Here is a 22142-nt window from a genome sequence, read left to right on the forward strand (position 1 = left end):
ACGCGAACGGGAAGCGAGCTATACCCCCAGCCCCTCGTATTCTCATAGGGAGGAGCGGGGGGCTGGAAGGTGAGGTCTACCTATTCCGTCAGCCCCCGTCCCTTCACCTGGGCCAAATCGTCCTCCGTCAGTACCCCGGTATCCGTATAGTAGCCTGCCGCTTTTTTGGCCTCAATTTCCACCTGGGCATCGGGGGGGATGAGTTCGGGCGGGATGGGCACACGGGTGACGATTTCAATGCCGGAGCGCACCACGGCGTTGTACTTCATGTCGCTCATGGAGATGAAGCGGTCGATGCGGGTGATGCCCAGCCAGTGCAGCACGTCGGGCATCAGTTCCTGGAAGCGCATATCTTGCACTCCGGCCACGCATTCGGTGCGGGCAAAGTAGGCATCGGCGCGGTCGCCGCCCTCCTGGCGTTTACGGGCGTTGTAGACCAAGAATTTCGTCACTTCGCCCAGGGCGCGGCCCTCTTTGCGGAAGTAGACGATCAGCCCTGCGCCGCCTTTCTGGGCGGTTTGCACACATTCCTCAATGCCGTGGACGAGGTAGGGGCGACAGGTGCAAATGTCGGAACCAAACACATCAGAGCCGTTGCATTCGTCGTGGACGCGCACGGTCAGCGGACGCCTGGGGTCGGCGATGGCGGCTACGTCGCCCAGGATGTAGAGGGTAATGCCGCCGATGGGGGGCAAAAACACCTTCAAATCCGGGCGCGTCACCAGTTCCGGGAACATCCCCCCGGTTTGCTCAAACAGGGCATGGCGCAGGTCGTCTTCGTTCACCCCAAGGCGCTGGGCCACTCCGGGCAGGTACCACACGGGTTCCACCGCTGCCTTCGTCACCACCAGGTCGCCCCCTGGCTTCATAATTTGGCCATCCTCCACCAGCCGCCCCTGGCGCACCGCCTCGTTGAGTTCCGGCATTTGAATGTGGGCGCGGGTGATGGCGATGGTGGGCCGCAGGTCGATACCTTGCTCCAACAAGGGCTGATACACCTCTCCCACCATGGCCCCCCAGGGATCGAGGGAGACAATCTTGCTGGGGTTGGCCCAACTAGGATGGGGGCCAATGGGCACCGCTGGGGAGGTATTGGTGAGGTCGGGCCGATGGTCGGGCTGGAGTACGCCGCTGGCCACCGCCAAGGCCCGATACACCGCATAGGAACCGGAATGGGTGCCGATCACATTGCGATGGCTAGGGTCGCTGACTGTTGCCACAATCGGGCCACGCTTCAGCGGATCGGCCTCGCCCCAGTGAATCGGCAATCCCCGCTGTCCCGAACGGCTAGGGTGGGACGTGAGGACAATGTGGCGACGTTTGCCTGGGGAAGCCCCTACACCCTCCGGCGCAGGAATACTCGATGTGGGAACGCTTAGCCTGGGAACATTAACAGCGGCGGCACCATTTAGCTCAACCATAGATACCTCGGCTCTCAATCAGCGGTTAAAGGATTGAAGCCAATTAATGTCGCACACTTGGCCAATGGAAAAAAGCTCATCCGCAACAGACGGACACAATTACCCTTCAGTGCCCATGGGCCAAAGGAAGGGTGCCTTGGGATGAGGCACGTTTGCGGGAATGGCAGATGAATCGGAATAAATAGACCGATGCTTAGCCAGTACTCGCCGCATCTCTTCCCTAGCTGTGGTCGATCACCTCGATGCGAAATGCGAAAATGGGCATTTATCCCCTTACCCTTTTGCTGACCTGCTTCGTCCTTGTTGCGTTAACATCTGTCGGCATGGGCAACTGTCGTTATCCTATCCGCATACGCTGCGTATGGTTAAACCGACTGGGAAAACTGCCGGACGGTTTTGTTTCGCAGGTAGGTATCAAACACGGCGGCGATATTGCGAATTAATAACCGCCCAGCGGGAAGAACTTCAATGTGATTAGGCGTTAATCGCACCAAGCCATCCATTTCTAGAGCGTGGAGATCTTGACGTTCACGAGCAAAGTAATCGTCAAAATCTTGATCGAACCGAAGGTGATATTTTTCTTCAATGGCGGTTTTAGATAGCTCAAACTGGCACATCAATTCCATAATCACCGTGCGACGAAGAATGTCGTCTTGACTGAGTACCACGCCCCGTTCGATGGGTAAAACATCGGCATCCATCGCCTTGTAGAAATCCCGCAGACCCTTGTGGTTTTGGGCATAGACATCGTGCAACATGCTGATAGAGGTCATGCCAAAGCCCAGCAGGTCAGATTCGGGCTGGGTGGTATAGCCCTGGAAATTGCGGTGTAGCTGGCCCTGGCGTTGGGCAATGGCGAGTTCATCGTCGGCCTTGGCAAAGTGATCCATGCCGATAAATTGATAGCCGCCAGCGGTGAGGCGGTCGATGGTCATATGGAAGATGTCGAGTTTCTCTTCGGGGCCAGGGAGGGTAGCGGGGTTGATGTGCTTTTTCTGCACGGGTTTCAGCCAAGGCACATAGGCAAAGTTGAATACGGCAATCCGGTCAGGATCAAGACGTAGGGTTTTCTCGATGGTGTTTTGGAAGGTGGCCAAATTCTGGTAGGGCAGGCCGTAAATGAGGTCTACGTTGACGCTTTCAAACCCCGCCTCCCGCAGCCAGCCCATGGCGTTAAACAGCATGTCCTCCGGCTGAATCCGGTTAACTGCTGCCTGCACTTTGAAATCAAAATCTTGCAGACCAAAGCTCACCCGCTTAAAGCCTAGGTCTTTCAGAAAGCGAACATACTCCCGATCCAAATCCCTGGGGTTAACCTCAATGGAAATTTCCGCCGCTGGGTCGAAATCAAAATTTTGGTGCAATACATTCCACAGCCGTTCTACCTGAGATTGGGTGAGGTAACTCGGCGTGCCACCACCCCAGTGCAGTTGATTAACCTTACGGTTGCTGACTCTCTGGGACATCTGGATAATGTTTTGATCCAGATAATCTAAGTAAGGATCGGCTACTTTTTTATGGCGCGTAATCACCGTGTTGCAGCCACAGAAATAACAGGCCGATTCACAAAAGGGAATGTGGCAATACAACGAAAGCGGTGTTTGTTTATAGTTGCCAATGGCAATGGAAGCTTCCAAATCCCTAATGCTAAAGCTCTCCTTCATTTCCGTAGCGGGCGGATAGCTGGTGTAGCGGGGCAGGGCTTGGTTGTACTTGTGCAGCAGAGCAGAATCGAAAACAACGGAATTGGCAACAGAGAGCATAGTTATCGAGAGTTATGAAGGGTGGATTGGCAATGTAGGGTACATTTACGAAACAATGCACCAAAAGGATCGGCCCTCACCCCCAGTCCCTCTCCCAAAAAAGGAGAGGGGAGCCGGAATAGAGGTACAGAAACACAAGGCCGTTGTAGGGTGCATTGCTTCGCGAATGCACCACGGGATCTATTCCGTTGCCATCAGGGCCACCATGCCGTGGTGGTGGTGGCGTTCGGTGCTGCCGGGACGGTCTTGGCGGGTGATCAGGTCAAACACATGGTCGCCCACGGCGGCGCGAACGTCGGGTTCCAGTTCGTGGAAGACATCGCGGTTGAGGGCAAAGGCCAGGTTGGTTTCGTCGATGAGGGCCTGAATCAGCGCCTCATCCACGGGCAGGGCATTGAGGGCTTCCCGGTAGCGGATTTTGAAGTCGCGCTTGGCTTCTACGGTGGGTAGCGCATCAAATTCATGGAGTCCCGTACCCTTGTCAGGAGGCAGGTTTAGGGCCGAGCGGACAATATGCCGCAACCCCTGTCCACCGGAGAGATCGCCCATATAACGGACGTAGGCATGGGCCACCAGCAGGGCCGGATTGCTGCGCGACACCTCGCGAATGCGGCTGACGTAGTGGGCTCCGGCGGGGGTAGCCTGAATCAGATCGCGCCAGTTGTCACCGTAGTAATAGGCCAGGTCTTCCTCCAGCTTGGCCGTCCGCAGCAGTTCGCCAAACACCATCGGCCCCACGGCGGGATGATCGGTATGGTGGGCCATTTCTTCTTCCAGGGCGCTGTAGAGAAAATACAGGTCGGCGGTGAGCTTTTTGAAGGGTTCTAGCTCCACCACACCCTTGAGAAAGCACTTCATGAAAGCGGTATTTTCCGACAGGGTATGGGAGGTTTGGCTGCCTTCCCGCAGCCGCTGAGCCAGATCGGTCATGGGTGTACCTCGCAAAAACAATGTTTCGAGAAAAATCTTTTCATCACTATACAGCTATGAAGCGCCAGATCTAGGCTGATAAGTTAAGTTTTATGTCTGCCAAGGGCGAGTCATGGGGATGGGCCAGATCGTCCCCCTTGGGAACCCGGCAAACCCTGTCGGGCCATTGTTAGGAAACGTTACCTAGGGCAATCGCGACTCCCAAAACCGCCCTAGGTCTAGCCTTTTGGGAGCCTCAAGGGTGCGATCAACACCGAAGTCCAGGGCAGTTTTTCTGAACGGTAGGGAAAAGGGGCTAAGGGCTATGCTATGTTTTATAGCCATAAAGCGATGAAGCAATTCCTTGGGGTCACAACGCCCTGTCGCTGACGTTTGCAATCTTCTCTCTCAACCCATCCCCTCCCTGGAGGGGACTTTTGTAGGGGCCTGCGGCCTCTCTGGTTCATTTTCATTGCCCTTTATCCCTTCCAAATAGCCCTATGGTGACTGCTCTCCCCAAACCAGCCCCACAGCCTGGTAATAGCCAAGTCAAAACGGCCATTGAAGAAAACCTGCTTTCTCCCCGGTTTTACATTACAGATTTCGACAAAGCCGCTGACCTTGACCTCTCCCTAGAAGCGGAAGGCATCCAGGCGATGATCGAGGAAATGCGGGCCGACTATAACCGCCACCACTTCATTCGCGATGATTCCTTTAACCAGGTGTGGGATCACATCGAAGGGGAAGAACGGAAGGCGTTTATTGATTACCTGGAGCGCTCCTGCGTATCAGAATTTTCAGGCTTTTTGTTGTTCAAGGAACTGTCCCGTCGCCTCAAGGATCGCAATGCCCCCCTGTCGGAAATCTTTCACCTGATGGCTCGCGATGAAGCCCGTCATGCAGGATTTCTGAACAAATGTATGCAGGATTTTGGTATTTCCCTGGACTTGGCGAAACTGACCAAAAACCGCACCTATACCTTCTTTCCAGTGGAGTGGATTATCTACGCTGTTTACCTGTCGGAAAAGATCGGCTACTGGCGCTATATTCTGATTTTCCGCCATTTAGAACAGCATCCTGAACACAAGTTCTATCCCCTGTTCAACTATTTTGAAAGCTGGTGCCAGGATGAGAACCGCCACGGCGATATTTTCAAGGCACTGATCCGTTCTCAACCCCATATGTGGGATACCTGGAAAGGTCGTTTGTGGAGCCGATTCTTCCTGCTGTCCGTATTTGCTACCCACAGTTTGACGGTACATGAACGGGCCAAATTCTACGAAATGCTGGGCCTCGATGCCACGGAATTTGATACCCAAGTGGTGCGCAAAACCAACGAAACCGCCGCCCGTGCTTTTCCGGTGTCGCTGAATGTGGATCATCCCCAGTTTTTCCCTCGCCTAGAACGTTCCGCTGCCCGCAACCTCAAAATGAAGCAGATTACCGAGGGTTCTGGCCCTAACTGGCTGAAGTCCTTGCGGAAGCTGCCCCTGGTGATGGGCATTGTGGGCGATCTGCTGCGGCTGTATCTAATTGCCCCTGTGAACGCCGAAGCCCTGCGTGGTACGGTGCGCTAGCCCTGGGTCTGCCCACCGGGTGTTTCATTTGCTAACGTCTGGGCGATGGATGCAGGGAAAACGACGGGCAACCGTCTAGGATAGGGGGCAATCTCTGTTTCCTTGGAGGCCCCCATGATCGATGTTCCTTGGCGTTGGAGCCTGTTGGCTCTCTTGCTGGCCGCCGTGGGGTGTCAGAGTGCTCCGCTGGGTTCGCCCTCCGCCCCATCCTCTGGCGGGGAGACGGTGGCGGTCGATTGGGCCTCCGATGCCGACCTGCTGCCTGCGGTGTTGGCCCAGGTGGAGGATCTGGATCTTTGCGATGGCTTCTTCCAGGCCGAGGTGGCAGCGGCGGAATCCGAGATTTATCCGATGGGGGATCGGGCTCTGGTGCAGGTGCTGTGTGCCCATGCGGCCTATCAATCGGTCTATGCCTATGCCGCTGTTTTCCCCGATGGCACCCTAGAGCCACTGACCTTAGACGTGTTCTATCCCGATGGGGCGGGCGACTTTCAACGCGCTAGCGAGGCTACGGTGGGCGGCATCGTCAACTTTGACCCCAGCTACGATGAGTTGACGGTGTTTAGCAAGGCCCGTGGTCTAGGGGATTGTGGATCCTTCGCCGTCTATCGTTGGACGGGCCAAGCCCTCGACCTCGAAACCTACCGCTACCAAGACTGCACCGACACCCCGGAAAGAGCCCCCCATCCAGCTACCTATCCCCTGGTTTACCCCTAGGGTGCAGCGGGTTGGGATGGGTAGGCCAACGCGTTGCTGGGAGAAAACTGGGGCCAAGTGGTGGGGTCGGATTTCTGGAGATTTTGTCTCATAGGGTTGGGTTCTGGCCTATTCTGGCTGATGGGGGGTAGGCACCTCCATCCATTGACCCAAGAAAGGCACGCCCATGCGTATTGGACTTCCACAGGAAATTAAAGATCAAGAATTTCGGGTGGGGCTTACCCCAGCAACGGTCTACACCCTGTGTCAGCAGGGGCATGAGGTGGTGGTGCAATCGGGGGCAGGGGCGGGCTCTGGCCTGACCGATGAAGCCTATCAGGAGGCGGGGGCCACCCTCGTGGAGGATGCCGCTGAAGCCTGGGCGCAGGAATTGGTGGTGAAGGTCAAGGAGCCTCAGCCCTCAGAATATGCCTACTTTCGGCCCGATTTGATTTTATTTACCTATCTGCACCTCGCCGCAGAGCGTGCCCTCACCGAAGCCTTGATCCAGAGTGGGATTCAGGCGGCTATTGCCTACGAAACCGTGACTACGGGCGACGGTCGGCTGCCGCTACTCACCCCCATGAGCGTGATTGCCGGACGGCTTTCGGTGCAGTTTGGGGCGCGTTATTTAGAACGACAGCAGGGCGGTCGGGGGCTGCTGTTGGGAGGTATTCCTGGGGTGGCCGCCGGGTGCGTGGTGATTTTGGGCGGCGGCGTTGTGGGCACCGAAGCGGCTAAAATTGCCGTCGGCATAGGAGCTAGGGTGCAGATTCTCGATATCAACGTTGACCGTCTGGCCTACCTAGAAACCCTATTCGGCTCGCGGGTGGAACTGCTCTACAGCAGCCCCCTCCGCATCGAAACCTCAGTTCCCCAGGCAGACTTGCTGATCGGGGCCGTACTGGTGCCGGGGCGCAAGGCTCCGGTGCTAGTCTCCAAAGAACTGGTGGCCGAAATGAGGCCCGGTTCGGTGATTGTGGATGTGGATGTAGACCAGGGCGGCTGTATCGAAACCCTGCGGCCCACCTCCCATAGCCAGCCTACCTACCTTGAGTCCGGCGTCGTTCACTTTGGCGTGACCAATATTCCCGGTGCGGTACCCTGGACGGCGACCCAAGCCCTCAATAATGCCACCGCCCCCTACGTCCTCAAACTGGCCAACCAGGGGATGGGCGCATTGATTACCGATGCGGGCCTGAAGGCGGGCCTGAATGTGGCCAAGGGGCGGCTGGTGCATCCGGCGGTGCAGGGCGTCTTCCCTGATCTGGTGACGCTGTAGCCCATTGACCGTGGCGAAGGGATCGGGTTTGATCTGTGGCTCAGGCGGTGACGTCGTGGCTCGATGAACGGAGGATTGACGAGGGCGAAGCTTAAACTTTCCTGGATAAATCCGTGAAATTGGGCTGAGGCTCTATAGTCAAATAACCCGTGAAAGTCAGCTTGTTGGCCGTTTTTAGGGATGGCTGAACGTTCCCCATGGTAGACCCTGATTTGACCGGGCTATCCCTGCTCAATCGAGGGTTTTACGATGACTCAGGTGCTGATTAAAGGCGGGCGCATTGTCACCGCCGTAGATGACTATGTCGGCGATATTTTGGTGCAGGAGGGCCGCATTGAAGCGATTGGTCGCAGCCTTGCCGCCGAAAATGCCGAAGTCCATGACGCCACTGGGCTGATGGTGTTTCCGGGCGGCATTGATGCCCACGTCCACATGGAAACGCCCATGGGCAACGATGTCTACACCTGCGATACCTTCGAGTCGGGCACCAAGTCAGCGGCCTTTGGCGGCACCACCACCATCATCGACTTTGCCCAACAGTTCCATCACGACAGCCCCAAGGCGGCGCTGGATCGACGGCTGGCGGCGGCGGAACCCCAGTGCTCGGTAGACTATGCTTTCCATGTCATTTTGACCGACGTCAACCGCGATTCCCTGGCGGAACTGCCGGACTTGATCAACCAGGACGGCGTTTCCAGCTACAAACTCTACATGGCCTATCCCGGTGTGTTGATGGTGGACGATGCAGCCATTTTCAAAACCATGCGCCAGGTGGGAGGGCACGGCGGCATGGCCATCCTCCATGCAGAAAACGGCCTTGTGATTCAAGCCCTGATCGACGAAGCCCTCGAACAGGGCCACACCTCGCCCCAGTATCACCAGCTCACCCGCCCCCGGCTGATGGAGGGGGAAGCGGCCCATCGCGTGATTCGCATTGCCGAACTGGCGGAGGTGCCCTCCTATATTGTGCACCTGTCGGCCAAGGAAGCCCTGGATGCGGTGGTAGAAGCGCGGGATCGCGGCGTCCATGCCTTTGCCGAAACCTGCCCCCACTACCTGTTTTTGGATCAGTCCGAATACGACGCCCCCGGCTTTGAAGCGGCCAAGTATGTGATGACGCCGCCCCTGCGCGACCACGACTGCCAACACGCTCTCTGGCGTGGCCTTCAGTTCGACGACCTACAACTCGTCGCCACCGACCACTGCCCCTTCTGCATGAACGAGAATCCGCTGGGAATCCTCAAATCCAAACAGTTTGGCCGCGATAACTTCAACCGCATCCCCAACGGTGCCCCAGGGGTAGAACTGCGGCTGATGCTGCTCTACGATGGCGGCGTGCGGGCCGGACGGATTAACCTCAACCGCTTTGTGCAACTGACCGCCACGGCCCCCGCCAAAATGTTTGGCCTGTTTCCGCGTAAGGGCACCATTGCCGTGGGCAGCGACGCCGATCTCGTGCTGTTTGACCCCAACGAAACCCACACCCTCAGCGCCAGCACCCACCATTCCCTGGTGGATTACTCCCTGTTTGAGGGACGCGAGGTAACAGGCAAGGTGAAAAAAGTGTTCCTGCGCGGCCATTGCATTGTAGACGGCGACCAGTGGCTCGGTCGCCCCGGCATGGGCCAATACCAGCGACGCGGAGCCTCTGGCCGTGTGCTGTAATGCTCCAACGCTCTAGGCCATCATCCTAGGCCATAAGCCAACGACTTCCCTAGATCCCCTGGCTCACAAAACAGGATCTAGGGAAGCCCCAGCGTGCGGATGGTGGCGAACTTGGCCTAGCTGCCTGAACTGGCCTACTTCATCTTTTGCTTGATGAAAGCCAACACCTTAGCCAGTTGCCCCTTCAGTTGGGTGACTTCAGCCTGGAGCTGCTTCACCTCCGTTTGCAAGGCCGCAAAGGCTTCGGGACTCACTCCCCCACCAGCCGCCGCTGGGGCCGGGGCCGGGGCCGCTGGCGGGGCCGCTGGGGCTGGGGCCGCAGCGGGCACATTGCGGCGAGGTTTGCGGGCCTTGACCATGGCGGCTTTGATGGCTTCAATCAGTTCCTTTTGCTCAAAGGGCTTCTGAATGAACTCAAAGTACTCGAAGGGCTCCGACATTTTCTCGGTGACTTCTTCTTTCCGGCCCGACATCAACACCAGGGGGATTTTCTGGAGATCTGGACTAGCCTGAATTTCCTGGAACACCTCCCAGCCACTCATGCGCGGCAGCAAAAAGTCGAGCATGATCAGGTTGGGGTGCTGCTCGCGGATGGCGTCCATCCCTTCTACGCCATCCTTGGCCTCGATGACCTCAAAGTTGCCCTGGGGAAGCATGTCGCGTACGCGCATACGAATCACCCGACTATCATCGATGACCAAAATCTTGTGACTTGCCACAGTGGACTCCTCTTACGGTGTCGAAGCAGGTTGGAGACAACAATGCCATCCATAATAGTTCAGGTTGCCGGAAAGCTCTCGTCTTTTCGCGAATAAATGGGTTTATGGCGGCGAGAGCCCCGGTCGCTTGCCGTTGGAGCGGCTCACACCTAGCGATAGGCGGCTATGGTCTGCACCTCCAGGCAAAACGGGCCGGGGACAAAGTGAGGGTTGAGGGCCTGGTCATACTCAAACTTGCTCAGCATCAGTTGCAACGACCGCAGGCTGGAGGGATCGAGGGGTTTGGCATCGGGCTGGGAACGAGCGCGAAACACGGGCACCAGATTGCTAAAGGGCACCGCCACAGTGATCCACGCCTGGGGCACCGTATCAAAGGACAGCCCGTAGGCTACAGCATCCCAGCCATCGCGATCTCGCAAAAAGACCTTGTAGCGCTGGCCATCTCCCCGTAGGCGCAGGGTCAGTCCTTGGTAGGTGCCCAGGTTCAAAGGCGGGTCAAAATTACGAGTCCGCACCGAGGCAAAGCCCCCAGAGTTATCGGTGGAAACATAACCCGTGAAGCAGGCTGCGTTCTCCCCAGCTTGCAATCCGCTGCGGCTCACGCCGCCCATCACCACATCATCCAACGCGCCCCACAGAGCCATTAGGTCGAGGCTGCGGGCCGAACGGGGATGGCTGAAATCAAACAACACCCCATTGTCCATCTGGGGCGGCTGGGGTAACTGGGAACCAGAGAACATTGCTTTTAGGGTGCTAACGACAGGAATGGACTCGAAAAAATCTAGGGTTTGCACCAATCGGCCAACATCCCAGGGAGAGCGGCCTTGGTTGGGGGGCGGGGAGGAGGTCATGGGGAGTCGGGAGTCGGGAATCGGGAGTCGGGAATCGGGAATGGTTGTGATCCTAGCGTGGCCTTGGAGGATCGCCGCCTAAGCGTTGCCCCAGTTGGGCAGCACTAGGCACTAGATCATTGCCTATCCTAGGGCAGGGATTAGGATAGCTGTACTCCTCTGGCGAAGAGCTTCCACTCGTTATGGTCTGGCCAGTGGCCCTAGGGTCGCTTGGGTGGCGGTGAGATAGTCCTGGGGGGCCAACCACAGCATAAGCCCCCGCTTCCCTGCCGAAACGGCGATGTGGTCGAAGGTCAGCATCGATTCATCCCCGTAGATGGGGTAGGCTTTCTTGGTGCCCAGGGCTGTCACGCCCCCTCGGATGTAGCCCGTGAGGGGCTGAACGTCCTTGAGAGGCACGGTTTCTACCTTACGCTCTCCAGCAAGGCTAGCTAGGGCTTTGAGGTCAAGCTGAGCATTTCCGGGCACCACGGCAAGGCAAACCCCCTGGCGTTCTCCCCGTGCCACCAGGGTTTTGAACACCTGTTCTGGAGGGATTCCCAGCTTGGCGGCGGTGCTTTCGGCAGCGAGGTCGTCGGGATTCACCTCGTACTCCAAGACTTGATAGGGGATCTTCAGGCGGTCGAGGATGCGGGCAGCATTGGTTTTAGCGGTGGCTTTGCTCATGGGTGGCGTGTGGGAAGAAGACGTCCCGTAGGTTTGGCGATGCGCTCACAGAAAATCCTTGCCAAACTACGACAAACTCTGACGCGGTTGGTTTATTCAAATCGTCGCCGATAGAATAGGAAAGAATCATTCTTTAGCGTGGGTTTGTGCCGCTGCGGCTGATCCCTAACCGGACATCGCTTCGATAGGGAAGGCTGTTTGCGGTGTCAAGTTTCGCCCAGCGTCAATGCGCCTACGCTGTTGCTGCATGGTCACTATCTCCGTTCTCTCTTCCCCCTGTCTGCCCCTATGACCCTAACCAAAGATACCGAACTACCCGAAAAATCTGCCATGCGTAAGGGAATTCCGTCGGACTGGCAGCGTAAGATCCGCTACGTCTATCTGCGGTTTATCCGGCTTCAGGGTAGCCCGGAACAACTGGCTCGGGGCATGGCCAGCGGGGTATTTTCTGGCTGTTTTCCGCTGTTTGGCCTGCAAATCGTCATTGGGCTAGCGGTGGCTACGGTGGTGCGCGGCAATCGGATAATGGCCGCCGCCGCCACCTGGATTAGCAACCCCTTCACCTACCTGCCGATCTTTGCTTTTAACTACCAGGTGGGCGTCTGGATCTTGGGTAGCAGTTCCACCCAGGGCTTCACCGACCTAGATAGCCTGCGGGGTTGGGCCGACATGGGCACCGAAGTCTCGGTACGGCTGATGCTGGGCAGTGCGGTGGTGGGCGTCATTGCAGGGTTGCTGAGCTACTACTTAGGGCTTCCCCTCATTCGGCGGCTGCGTCAGCGACGGTCGTTTCCTAGCCGCCTTCGGTAGTCGGTGCATCGACGACCATGGCTGGGGATCGCCTAGAGGTGGCTGATCCCCGGCTCCAGACAGGCCAGAGCAAGATCCGCTAAAATGGGCGTCTGCCAACCTGGAATGATCCAGGGCAGCGGCAGGTTTGCGGAGTCATGGCCATAGCTGGGGTTCAAGACCGATGGTTCAACTCAATAACGGCATCACCCTCTTTTTTAGCCTGCTGGTAGAGGCGATGCCCTTTTTGCTGTTGGGGGTAATTTTTTCCAGTGTGCTGCTGCTGTTTGTTGATGAGCAAAAGCTGCTGGCCCTGATGCCTCGCAACGTGCTGTTAGCGGCCCTGGCCGGGGGGCTGATTGGCTTTCTCTTTCCAGTGTGCGAATGCGGCAACATCCCCGTTGCTCGACGGCTGTTGATGAAGGGAGCCCCCACTGCCGTAGCCATTGGCTTCTTGCTGGCGGCTCCCACGGTCAATCCCATCGTGTTTTGGGCCACCTGGATTGCCTTCCGAGATCAGCCGGAAATCGTCTTTTTGCGAGTGGGCTTCACCCTGGTGGTGGCCATGGCCGTGGCTCTGATCTTCAGCGCCCAAGCCGATATGCGGCCTTTTCTGCAAGATAATTTGGCCCGTATGATGGGCGACCCCGCCGCCCCGCCCGCCGCCACTGGGCTTCAGGGTGGATCGCCATCCCCAGCGGAGGATGAAGCCATTTCGCCCTTGCTGCGGTCAGGCACTTTTTTGATGCAGTCCCCCGGTCAGGTGCTGCAACTGGATGCGCCCCCGGCCCAGGTTTTGGCTCAAGTCACCGGAGCACCGCCGCCCCTCCGATTGCGGTTTCGCATGATGGTAGACAACATGGTGCTGGAAACGCGGGAACTGGGGGCCGTGCTGATTTTGGGCAGCGCCATTGCCGCCTTTGTCCAGGTGGCGATTCCTAGGGAGGTCATTCTCAGCTTGGGGCAGGGGCCAGTCACCTCTATCCTGGCGATGATGGCCCTAGCCTGGGTGGTTTCTATCTGCTCCACGGTGGATGCTTTCTTTGCCCTGTCCTTTGCTTCGGTGTTCACTAGCGGGTCGCTGTTGGCCTTTCTGGTGTTTGGCCCCATGATCGACCTCAAAAATATCAGCCTGCTACTGACAGTCTTCAAAGGACGGGCGATTATCTACCTGTTTCTGCTGGCGGCCCAGCTCACCTTTTTGCTGACCCTGGTGATGAATTTATATGTGGGGTGAGGTGGCTTATCCTGCCCTTGGGCGAGGGGATATCCAAGTTCCTTCCCCACCGCTAAGCTCCTAGGCTTCCATGTCCTTAGCCTTTCGTTGGCTGACTTCTCAATTTAGGCGTCATGACCTCCTCTATTCGTTCCCGCCGTCGGCCATTGCCCTCTCCCCGGCGTGTTTCCCTACCCTGGCAAGCCATCATTGATGGCCTGATGCTGCTCCTGTGGGCGGCGATGCTGCTGCGGTTTACCGTTACGGGGCAAATCTACCTGCTGCTGCACCCCGACTATATGTGGCTGTCCCACATGGCCATGGTGCTGACCTTTGGGATGGGTATGGGCCGGATGTGGCAGGTGTGGCAGGTGGTGCGGTTGCAGCAGCGCCAGGGTGGCCCCCGCAGCCAGGAGCACATTGCCCTGCTGCCCCGCCGGGTGAGCACCGGGCTGTTGCTAGCGGTGGCGGTGTTTGGGCTGATCTACACCCCCCGTCCCTTTACCAGCGAAACGGCCCTCCAGCGCGGCATTACCGAGGTGTTGAGCCAAACCCGGTCGCGCCCCCAGCGATTTGTGCTCAGCGGGGCTTCGGAGGATCGCACCATTGTGGATTGGATCCGCACCCTCAATGTCTACCCCGAACCCGAAGCCTACGCAGGGCAGGCCGTCAACGTGAGCGGCTTTGTCACCCATATGCCGGGTTGGCCCGACAACCTATTTATGATTACCCGCTTTGTGCTCACCTGCTGCGCCGCCGATGCCTACCCCGTGGGCCTGCCTGTGGAATTGCCGCCCGGTACTCCGCGCCCCGCCCCCGACACCTGGCTGGAGGTGACGGGCCGGATGACCACCCAAACCCTCGACAACAAGCGGCAACTGGTGATTGGAGAAGCCGCCCTGACCGAAATTCCCCAACCGCGTACCCCCTACGAATACTAGCCATGGCTCGTCGTCGCTCTCGCCGCCCTGACCAGGGGCCAAACCGCCGTTCTCCGGCTGCCCTGTCCTCTACGTCATCCTCCCGTCGTCAACCGCTGGATCGACTGGCGGTGGGGGCGATGGCGGTGCTGACCGTGGTGCTGGGAATATTAGTCTTTTCCGGCGACCACGCTACCGCTAGGGTACGAGACTTTAGCTGGCAAAATCGACAGGTGGGGGTGGAGGATCGCGCCTTTTTGATCACCTTCAGTCGGCCTATGGATCCGGTCAGCGTTGAGGAAAATCTTGCCCTCGATCCGCCCTTCCCCGGCAAGGTGAGCTGGGCGGGGCGTCGGATGGCCTATACCCTCACCGAACCCCTGCCCTATGGCCAGTCCTTTACCCTACGGCTAGACCGGGCGCGGGATCGGTTTTCGGCCCCCGATGCCGATGTGGATCGGTTTCAGTCCTTTGAGGCGGGCTTTCAGTCTCGCAAACGCGCCTTTGTCTATATTGGCACCGAGGGCGACGAGGCTAACCGCCTGGTGATGGCCGACCTCGATCAGCAGGAGCGGGTCATCCTAACCCCAAGAACGCTGTCGGTGCTGGCCTTCGAGCCCTATACCCTCGGCGACAGGATTTTGTTCTCGGCCATGGATGCCGATGCCCCCGACGGCCTGCTCAACCAGCAGCTCTACACCGTCACGACGGGCATCGTCCCCCGCCCGCCCCAGGATTTGCTGGCTGAACCGCCGCCCTTCTGGCAACGCCTGCTGCCCACCCCCACGGAGGCCACCCCAGGGGAACTGACGCTCGTGCTAGACAACCGCAACTACCAAAACCTGAAGTTTGACCTCTCCGCCGATGGCCAAACCATTGTGGTGCAGCGGGTGAACCGCGATGACCCCGCCGACTTTGGCCCCTGGGTGGTGCGGGCAGGCAGGGCTCCCTATCCCCTCGATACCGAGCCGGGGGGAGACTTCTTGATTGCCCCCGATAGTCAGTCCCTCGTGCTGCTCCAGGGGGAGGGCACCGCCATCCTCGATCTCAGCCCCGACGCTACCCGTGGCCCCCAGCTACCCCTCGACTTTTTGCCTAACTACGGTCAAGTCCTAGACATCGCCAGGGATGGATCCGCTGCCGCCATGGTGAACTTTAACCAAAACGACCCAGAAAAGCGATTTACCGAGTCCCTCTTTTTGGTCACAAGCCTAGGGGATGAAGAAGAACTACTGCGGGTCAGTGGCTCCATTCGCGAAGCCCAGTTTGATAACCGCCGTCGCTTTCTCTACGTGCTAGCCAGCGAGCAGGTTGACAGCCGTCGCCGTCGGAATGGCCTTGAGGTAGAAGATTATGCCGAGCAACCGCTGCTGCTGGTTATTGACCTGGAGGCTAGGGCTATGACGAAGCTCGCCACTCTCCCCCAACAAACCACCCAGCACATGAGCCTTGCCCCCGATGGTCGCTCCCTGCTGCTAGACGTAGCCCAGTTTGAGGACGTGGCCGACGGATCGGCTCGCCCTCGTCGCGACGAAGACCTAGGCCCTGGGCTGTGGCACCTGCCCCTGTTTACCACCGCCGCCGACCAATCGGCCCCCACCCTAGACAGCCCAGAATCCTTTCCTTTCCAGGGTATCCAGGCTACGTGGTTGCCCTAGCCTAGGGCAACCCTTGGGGTCGTGCCAGACATCCTTCCGCTGGCTAGCCCCGCCCATCCCTGGAGAGAAAATGACGGTAGCACCGATGGGTATGGCAAGATAACAGCGGTGTTTGACGGTATCCCCTGTGATTTGGATTGACTGGGCCATTGTGGTGGCCTATCTGGTGTTTTCCCTGGGCCTGGGGCTCTACCTAGGCCGCCGAGCCTCTGGTAGCCTGGTGGACTTCTTTGTGTCGGGGCGTTCTTTGCCCTGGTGGCTGGCCGGAACCAGCATGGCCGCGACCACCTTTTCCATTGACACCCCCCTCTACATTGCTGGGGTAGTCGGCAATCGCGGCATTGCAGGCAACTGGGAATGGTGGAGCTTTGGCATCGCCCATGTGGTGATGATCTACGTGTTTGCGCGGCTGTGGCGGCGGTCGGAAATCATTACCGATGCTGAGCTTACAGAACTCCGCTATGGTGGCCCGATGGCGGCTTGGCTGCGGGGGGTAAAAGCCTTTTTGTTCGCGGTGCCGATTAACTGCATTGGCATTGGCTATGCCATGCTGGCCATGGTGAAGGTAATCGACGCCCTACAACTGTGGCAGTCCGTGGGCATTGAGCCGGGGGAGAGCCTGAAACTGCTCAGCGTCATTGGCGTCAGTATCCTAGTGCTGGTCTACGCTGGCTTCTCAGGACTATGGGGCGTCGTGGCGACAGATTTTTTCCAGTTCTTCCTAGCCCTGTTGGGGGCGATTATTGTGGCGGTCGTCGCTGTGGCCAACCTGGGCGGCATGGCCCCCCTCATCGAGCAGGTACAAGCCCTGGGCGGTACCGATCTGCTGGCCTTTGTGCCCCTAGAGCGATCCGCCGAGGGCGGTTGGTACCGCTGGAGCGAAACCGCTGGGATCACCGTGAGCACCTTTTTGGCCTACGTCACCCTGCAATGGTGGGCTTTTCGGCGCAGCGATGGCGGGGGCGAATTTATCCAGCGCCTCGCCGCCGCCAAAGACGAAGCCGAGGCAGAAAAAGCCGCCTGGTTTTTTAATATCCTCCACTACGTCATCCGCACTTGGCCCTGGGTGGTAGTGGCCCTCGCTGCCGTGGTGATCTACCCCAACCTAGAAGACCGGGAACTGGGCTACCCCATGCTGATGCTGGACTTTCTGCCCCCGGCACTGTTGGGGCTGGTGGTGGCTTCACTCATCGCTGCCTTTATGAGTACAGTATCGACCTTAATTAACTGGGGTGCGTCCTACCTCACCAACGACCTGTACGGACGTTTCCTGCGCCCTAATGCTCCCCAAGCTGAACTGGTACTGGCTGGCCGACTGGCCTCGGTGCTGGTGACGGCCCTCGGTGCGGTCGCGGCATTTTATTCCCAGGATGTGACCACCGTATTTCGACTGGTGATTGCCATTGGCACCGGGCCGGGGCTGGTGTTAATTTTGCGCTGGTTCTGGTGGCGCATCAATGCCGCTGCCGAACTGGCCGCCATGGTGGCCGGGTTCCTGATCGGCCTTGTCACCACCGTGGTGCCCGTGCTGACCATCTCCGACTTTGGCCTGCGCCTATTCGCCACCACCCTCGCCACGCTGGTGCTTTGGGTCGCTGCCATGGTGGCTACCCCACCCGAAAGCGATGAGACGTTGGATGCCTTCTACACTAAAGTGCGTCCTGGTGGCCCCGGCTGGGCACGGCAGCAACAGCGCACGGGCCTCGTCCCCGTCCAATCCCTCCGCCACGATTGCCTCAGGGCCTGCGCCGCCCTATTGCTGCTCCTGGGGGCGATGCTGGGGGTTGGTGGGTTCCTCCTCTATCAACCCCTAACGGGCTGGGTGTGGCTGATAGTCGCGGTGGCGGGCGGCTGGTGGCTACGGCGTCTCGGCAAGGGACAGCCGCCCCATGTTCCCCCCCCGGAGGAAATATAAGGTGTTTCCCAAATCGGCTAGCGTCGGGGCGGTACTCTAACCCTAGACCAATCGCTGCCTAGGTAGCAGACCTCCACCCTGTGGAACTCCAGGGGCTTGGGCCTGTCTTAAGACTAGGGCTCTCTACCTGATAGGGCATCTAAACCTCCCCCAGATCAGGGTTTCTTCTCCGGTAGTGGACAGTTTCCAAAGTGGCTTGGGTATGCTAAACCCCAAGCGGACTGTAGAATGTATCGAAGTCCAAGGGCGTCCCGGCAGTATTAAGGCACCTCCCTCTCACCACTAAAATGACTCAGCCGATGAATTGGAGACTCTTGTGTTCAGCCCTTCCGCTTTCATGCTTGTCCCTATGCTCCCTCTCTGGTGCCTACGCGCTTGCTCAAGATGCGCTCCCTTGGCCGGGAACTGCGCCCACCAACCCTAGCGTAGCTTCCCCGACGCCCTTTCCGGCCCCTAACCTCGCCCAGGTGGCTGCTCCAGGGCAGCGTGATGCCTACGTTCTAGGGCCAGGCGATCAACTTCAAATCACCGTGTTCAACGTTCCAGAGCTCACGGGGCCTCATACTGTCCTTGTTGACGGCACGCTCAGCCTTCCCTGGGTGGGTGATGTGGATGTCCAGGGGATGACCCTGCGGGAAGCAACGGATCTGCTCACCTGGCGCTACAGTACTCTGCTAACCCGTCCGCCTCAGATCACCCTTAGCTTGACTACTCCCCGTCCTGTCAGGGTGGTGGTGGCGGGCGAAGTGAGACGGCCAGGGGCCTACGATATCAGCTTTGCCGATGGCGGCGGTAGTGAAAGTGTGGGCATCAGTTGGCCGACCCTCACTCAAGTTATCCAAACCTCCGGGGGCGTAACAGAACAGGCCGATGTGCGCCGGATTCAGGTCATTCGGCCCAATCGTTCCGGCGGATCCTCCGTTCTACAGGTGAACCTCTGGGATTTAATTCAATCGGGCAACTTAGAGCAGGATCTTCGCCTTCGCGATGGCGACCGAGTCATTGTCTCTGCTGCCCCCAGAACCCCAGAAGAAGCACGTCGGATTGCCGCCGCTAATTTCTCTCCCCAAGAACCCCGGCTGATGAGAGTGGCCGTGGCCGGAGAGATTCGACGCCCCGGCACCTACTCTAAAGAAGTGGCCCCAGGAGAGGTCGGCCCGACGCTAACCGAGATTATTCGGGAGTCTGGAGGCATTACCGAACAAGCCGACGTGCGCCGGGTGCAGGTGGTTCGGCCCACCCCCACTGGGGAACCCATGGTTCTAGAAGCCAACCTGTGGGACTTGATTCAATCGGGAGATATAGAACAGGATCTCCAGTTAAGGGACGGTGACCGGGTCATTGTCTCTGCTGCCGCCATTCCCCCCGGAGAGTCCCTGAGAATTGCCACCTCCAACTTCTCGCCAGACAGCATTATGGTGCAGGTGGCAGGCGAAGTACCCCGAGGCGGCAACCTAGAATTACCCGTCAACGCCAGCCTCAATCAGGCCATTCTGGCCGCTGGTGGGCTCGATAGCGCCAGGGTGCAATCCTCCTCTGTAGAGTTGGTGCGCCTTAACCGAGACGGTACGGTTCTGCGGCGCACCTATAATGTTGATCTATCATCACCGCCCAACGATGACAATAATCCGATCCTGAGGGCCGATGATGTTGTGATTGTGCGGCGAAACACCATCGCTCGAACAACCGATTGGCTGAACGTTTTACTCGCTCCCTTTGTTGGCGTGGCTACCTTTTTAAGATTATTTGGTCTTTAGTTGAGCAGTTTGTTCTTGGGCAAGGTAATGGAAGATCTGAAGCATACAGAGCCAATAGCTAACGGTGATGGCCGCCACTACATCCTGCCTTCTAGGCCCAGTTTTGATGACTACCAAGGTATCACCGATGATCATGACGGTGAGGATATTGAACTTCGTGATATTCTTGCTGCCCTCAAACGTCGCTGGAAAACTCTTTTGACCGTCTCTGCTGTAACCTTTGTCGGAGCAGCAGCTATTTACTTAGGTCTTCCCCCAGTCTATATAAGATCATTTTCGATGGCGGTAGAACCTCTAGATAGACTCACAGGTCAGGATTCAGGTACATCTATTCTCAATACAATCCCTGGAGGGCTCATTCCTGGAGGAGCACTTCCTGGGGGAGTGGCTAATGACTACAGCAGCCTGATTACAGTCTTGCAGAGTGAGTTGGTCTTGAACCCAATTGTTCAGGTAGCTCAGGCTCAGGATCCTGACTTTGACTATGAAAGACTTCTGGAAAGTCTGAGTATTACGCAAGCTGGGGGAGCAAAAATCCTGGATGTTTCTTTCAGGGCGCAGAACCCAGACTTAGTGCAGTTGGTTGTTGCAGAATTACAGGCGGCTTATCTAGACTACAGCACCGAGACTCAGCAGATGGGACTCATTCGTCGACTTAACGATCTAGACGTCCAGGTGGAAGTACAGCGGCAGGTTGTATCGACCACCCAAACAGCTTTGGCTCAGTTTCAAAGTGAGAATCAGATTCTTGATCTTAGGGCCGCCGGAGAAGCCTTGGAACTGCGGCGCAATACTGTTTTACTAGAGCAGCAGAATGCTCGAATTACCCTAGAAGCAACCTTAGAAACGTATAATAATTTGCGCAACCAGTTGGGGCTACAGCCAGCAGAAGCTGTCTTTGTGGCAAACCTCAGCGAGTCGCCCGTATATCAGAGCTTGCTAGCTCAATACCGGAGCTTGGAAAGTGAAATCGCCATTGAATCCGCCCGATTCAGAGCCGATACGCCTGTGATTCAAGCGCTTCAAGACAAACAGGCGCAGTTGTTACCGCTCCTTGAGGCTGAAATAGAGCGCAACCTAGGTAACGCAGTCACCGCGACGGGATCGATCACGCCGCAAACCTTGAGCTATCAGGGCAGCATTGGCCGAGATTTAGCGAAGGAACTGGTCGCATCCGTTAACCAAATTCAGGTTCTACAGGTTCAAGACCAATCCTTATCTCAGCTCTACAATGCATTGTCTAACCAGCTAGGGAGCTTGGTCAATCTAGGTAGTGACTTTCGGGAAATTGAGCGCAACCTTACCCTTGCAGAAGCCTCTTTGCAACGACTTTTGGCTGCTCAACAAGAGCTTAAACTACAGCTAGAAGCGGAAACCAATCCTTGGGTGATTGTGTCAGGGTATGACCTGACAACGCCTTTAGAGCCGGAAAGCCGCCTTCTTCGCAGTCTAGTCCTCGGCTTTGTGGCTAGTTCGGTCTTGGGTCTAGGGGTAGTCTTCCTACTAGAAATGATGGATCAGTCCTACCATGACGCTAACTCTGCTAGTAAGGAAACTCAGTTGCCTGTTTTGGCGCTGATTCCCTGGGGCAGACCGTTAGTTGCTCCAGCACAACTGCCGCAGAGAAGCTTAGTTGCAGCCCAAGGCCAATCCTTCGTGCGATCTACAGATCGCCCCGGAGTTCAGCAACCCTTAAGCGCTGACCAACCAGGGTTCTCCTCAGAGCAGAGCCAGTTTGAATCGGCATTTCAAGCCTTGGAGGCTAACCTTCACCTTCTCAGTAGTAATAGTTCACCTCCAGTGCTGCTTGTTTCTTCCTCTGCCTCAGGCGAGGGAAAAACAACGGTAGCCTGTCATCTAGCCCTTGCCTCAGCTAGGGCAAATCGTAAGGCATTGTTGATAGATTGCGACCTCGAAAATCCGCAAGTGGCCCAATACTTTGGTATTCCGTATCCGGCCCATTCACCTCAGTTGCCTATACCTGGCAGTGCAGCACTGCCAACTGTAACACCCCTAACAAAGGATGGCAGGGTTGATCTACTTCACTTTCCTGCTTCGCAGTTTATTTCTCCCATTGACTTATTGACAAATCCTCAGTTCGATCTCCTCCCCAAAAAATACCGCGATGAATATGATTTGATCATTCTAGATTCATCGGGCTCATTGAATACTGCCGATACCAAACTCATTAGCCAGCATGTTGATGCGGTATTACTCGTTCTCAGGCTCGAAGAGACTGATAAAAGCGTTGTCAATGGTGCAATTAGAGATTTTCGCATGGTATGCCAAGTTCCTATCTTGGGCTTGATAGCCAACGGTATAAAGTTAAGGTAGGTAC

General features: G+C 57.4%; 17 protein-coding genes. 11 read left to right on the forward strand and 6 right to left on the reverse strand.

All coding sequences use genetic code 11. The features are described 5' to 3' along the window. Positions 1-80: 80 nt before the first annotated feature. The 3 genes from GFS31_RS11185 to GFS31_RS11195 form a co-directional block, all read right to left on the reverse strand. On the reverse strand, positions 81-1421 hold the full coding sequence (locus GFS31_RS11185; protein WP_198804908.1) for a GTP cyclohydrolase II: 1341 nt from the start codon (positions 1419-1421) through the stop codon (positions 81-83). 365 nt (positions 1422-1786) lie between these two features. Then, positions 1787-3184, reverse strand: coding sequence for an oxygen-independent coproporphyrinogen III oxidase (gene hemN, locus GFS31_RS11190; protein WP_198804909.1), 1398 nt, complete (start codon positions 3182-3184; stop codon positions 1787-1789). Positions 3185-3364: 180 nt separating this feature from the next. Further along, complete coding sequence (locus tag GFS31_RS11195) at positions 3365-4114, reverse strand: heme oxygenase (biliverdin-producing) (RefSeq protein WP_198804910.1); 750 nt, start codon at positions 4112-4114, stop codon at positions 3365-3367. Positions 4115-4593: 479 nt separating this feature from the next. On the opposite strand from GFS31_RS11195, the gene acsF reads away from it, so the two are divergent. From acsF to hydA, 4 genes are all read left to right on the forward strand, one after another. Beyond that, on the forward strand, positions 4594-5670 hold the full coding sequence (acsF, locus tag GFS31_RS11200) for a magnesium-protoporphyrin IX monomethyl ester (oxidative) cyclase (RefSeq protein WP_198804911.1): 1077 nt from the start codon (positions 4594-4596) through the stop codon (positions 5668-5670). 114 nt (positions 5671-5784) lie between these two features. Next, positions 5785-6387 carry a DUF1176 domain-containing protein gene (locus tag GFS31_RS11205; protein ID WP_198804912.1) on the forward strand — a complete coding sequence of 201 codons (603 nt, stop codon included), beginning with the start codon at positions 5785-5787 and terminating at the stop codon, positions 6385-6387. Between the two features lie 166 nt (positions 6388-6553). Then, positions 6554-7648 (forward strand): alanine dehydrogenase, encoded by a 1095-nt coding sequence (gene ald, locus GFS31_RS11210; protein ID WP_198804913.1) that lies wholly within the window; start codon positions 6554-6556, stop codon positions 7646-7648. Between the two features lie 249 nt (positions 7649-7897). Then, the gene (gene hydA, locus GFS31_RS11215) at positions 7898-9313 is read left to right on the forward strand and encodes a dihydropyrimidinase (RefSeq protein WP_198804914.1); all 1416 of its coding nucleotides are present in this window, start codon (positions 7898-7900) and stop codon (positions 9311-9313) included. Between the two features lie 134 nt (positions 9314-9447). Here the strand turns inward: hydA and GFS31_RS11220 are convergent, their stop codons facing one another. The 3 genes from GFS31_RS11220 to ybaK all read right to left on the reverse strand — a co-directional run bounded on the left by GFS31_RS11220 (position 9448) and on the right by ybaK (position 11549). Next, complete coding sequence (locus GFS31_RS11220; protein WP_198804915.1) at positions 9448-10032, reverse strand: response regulator; 585 nt, start codon at positions 10030-10032, stop codon at positions 9448-9450. Between the two features lie 149 nt (positions 10033-10181). After that, positions 10182-10883, reverse strand: coding sequence for a CIA30 family protein (locus tag GFS31_RS11225; protein WP_198804916.1), 702 nt, complete (start codon positions 10881-10883; stop codon positions 10182-10184). A 180-nt stretch (positions 10884-11063) separates the two neighbouring features. Continuing rightward, the gene (gene ybaK, locus GFS31_RS11230) at positions 11064-11549 is read right to left on the reverse strand and encodes a Cys-tRNA(Pro) deacylase (RefSeq protein WP_198804917.1); all 486 of its coding nucleotides are present in this window, start codon (positions 11547-11549) and stop codon (positions 11064-11066) included. A gap of 288 nt (positions 11550-11837) precedes the next feature. Between ybaK and GFS31_RS11235 the strand changes: the two genes are divergently transcribed. The 7 genes from GFS31_RS11235 (at position 11838) to GFS31_RS11265 (ending at position 22138) form a co-directional block, all read left to right on the forward strand. Next, positions 11838-12359, forward strand: a complete 522-nt coding sequence (locus GFS31_RS11235) for a DUF2062 domain-containing protein (RefSeq protein ID WP_225907387.1) — start codon at positions 11838-11840, stop codon at positions 12357-12359. Positions 12360-12522: 163 nt separating this feature from the next. After that, positions 12523-13575 (forward strand): permease, encoded by a 1053-nt coding sequence (locus GFS31_RS11240; RefSeq protein ID WP_198804918.1) that lies wholly within the window; start codon positions 12523-12525, stop codon positions 13573-13575. A 113-nt stretch (positions 13576-13688) separates the two neighbouring features. Continuing rightward, positions 13689-14495, forward strand: a complete 807-nt coding sequence (locus GFS31_RS11245) for a TIGR03943 family putative permease subunit (RefSeq protein WP_198804919.1) — start codon at positions 13689-13691, stop codon at positions 14493-14495. A gap of 2 nt (positions 14496-14497) precedes the next feature. After that, the gene (locus tag GFS31_RS11250; protein ID WP_225907388.1) at positions 14498-16132 is read left to right on the forward strand and encodes an Ig-like domain-containing protein; all 1635 of its coding nucleotides are present in this window, start codon (positions 14498-14500) and stop codon (positions 16130-16132) included. Positions 16133-16244: 112 nt separating this feature from the next. Next, positions 16245-18047 (forward strand): sodium:solute symporter family protein, encoded by a 1803-nt coding sequence (locus GFS31_RS11255; protein ID WP_263974827.1) that lies wholly within the window; start codon positions 16245-16247, stop codon positions 18045-18047. Between the two features lie 467 nt (positions 18048-18514). Then, entirely contained in the window at positions 18515-19804 is a 1290-nt protein-coding gene (locus tag GFS31_RS11260) for an SLBB domain-containing protein (protein ID WP_198804920.1), read from the forward strand. A gap of 27 nt (positions 19805-19831) precedes the next feature. Further along, a complete protein-coding gene (locus GFS31_RS11265) occupies positions 19832-22138 on the forward strand; it encodes a GumC family protein (protein WP_198804921.1) in 2307 nt (768 codons plus the stop codon). Positions 22139-22142: the final 4 nt, after the last annotated feature.

The organism is Leptolyngbya sp. BL0902 (assembly GCF_016403105.1).
Taxonomy (GTDB): domain Bacteria; phylum Cyanobacteriota; class Cyanobacteriia; order Phormidesmidales; family Phormidesmidaceae; genus Nodosilinea.

Excerpts from the sequence above, each read along its gene's own strand:
- GFS31_RS11245 (WP_198804919.1), top strand. The coding sequence starts at position 13,689 with ATGACCTCCTCTATTCGTTCCCGCCGTCGGCCATTGCCCTCTCCCCGG.
- GFS31_RS11235 (WP_225907387.1), top strand. The coding sequence starts at position 11,838 with ATGACCCTAACCAAAGATACCGAACTACCCGAAAAATCTGCCATGCGT.
- ald (WP_198804913.1), top strand. The coding sequence starts at position 6,554 with ATGCGTATTGGACTTCCACAGGAAATTAAAGATCAAGAATTTCGGGTG.
- GFS31_RS11240 (WP_198804918.1), top strand. The coding sequence starts at position 12,523 with ATGGTTCAACTCAATAACGGCATCACCCTCTTTTTTAGCCTGCTGGTA.
- ybaK (WP_198804917.1), bottom strand. The coding sequence starts at position 11,549 with ATGAGCAAAGCCACCGCTAAAACCAATGCTGCCCGCATCCTCGACCGC.
- hemN (WP_198804909.1), bottom strand. The coding sequence starts at position 3,184 with ATGCTCTCTGTTGCCAATTCCGTTGTTTTCGATTCTGCTCTGCTGCAC.
- GFS31_RS11250 (WP_225907388.1), top strand. The coding sequence starts at position 14,498 with ATGGCTCGTCGTCGCTCTCGCCGCCCTGACCAGGGGCCAAACCGCCGT.
- GFS31_RS11185 (WP_198804908.1), bottom strand. The coding sequence starts at position 1,421 with ATGGTTGAGCTAAATGGTGCCGCCGCTGTTAATGTTCCCAGGCTAAGC.
- acsF (WP_198804911.1), top strand. The coding sequence starts at position 4,594 with ATGGTGACTGCTCTCCCCAAACCAGCCCCACAGCCTGGTAATAGCCAA.
- GFS31_RS11195 (WP_198804910.1), bottom strand. The coding sequence starts at position 4,114 with ATGACCGATCTGGCTCAGCGGCTGCGGGAAGGCAGCCAAACCTCCCAT.
- GFS31_RS11265 (WP_198804921.1), top strand. The coding sequence starts at position 19,832 with ATGGAAGATCTGAAGCATACAGAGCCAATAGCTAACGGTGATGGCCGC.
- hydA (WP_198804914.1), top strand. The coding sequence starts at position 7,898 with ATGACTCAGGTGCTGATTAAAGGCGGGCGCATTGTCACCGCCGTAGAT.
- GFS31_RS11225 (WP_198804916.1), bottom strand. The coding sequence starts at position 10,883 with ATGACCTCCTCCCCGCCCCCCAACCAAGGCCGCTCTCCCTGGGATGTT.
- GFS31_RS11205 (WP_198804912.1), top strand. The coding sequence starts at position 5,785 with ATGATCGATGTTCCTTGGCGTTGGAGCCTGTTGGCTCTCTTGCTGGCC.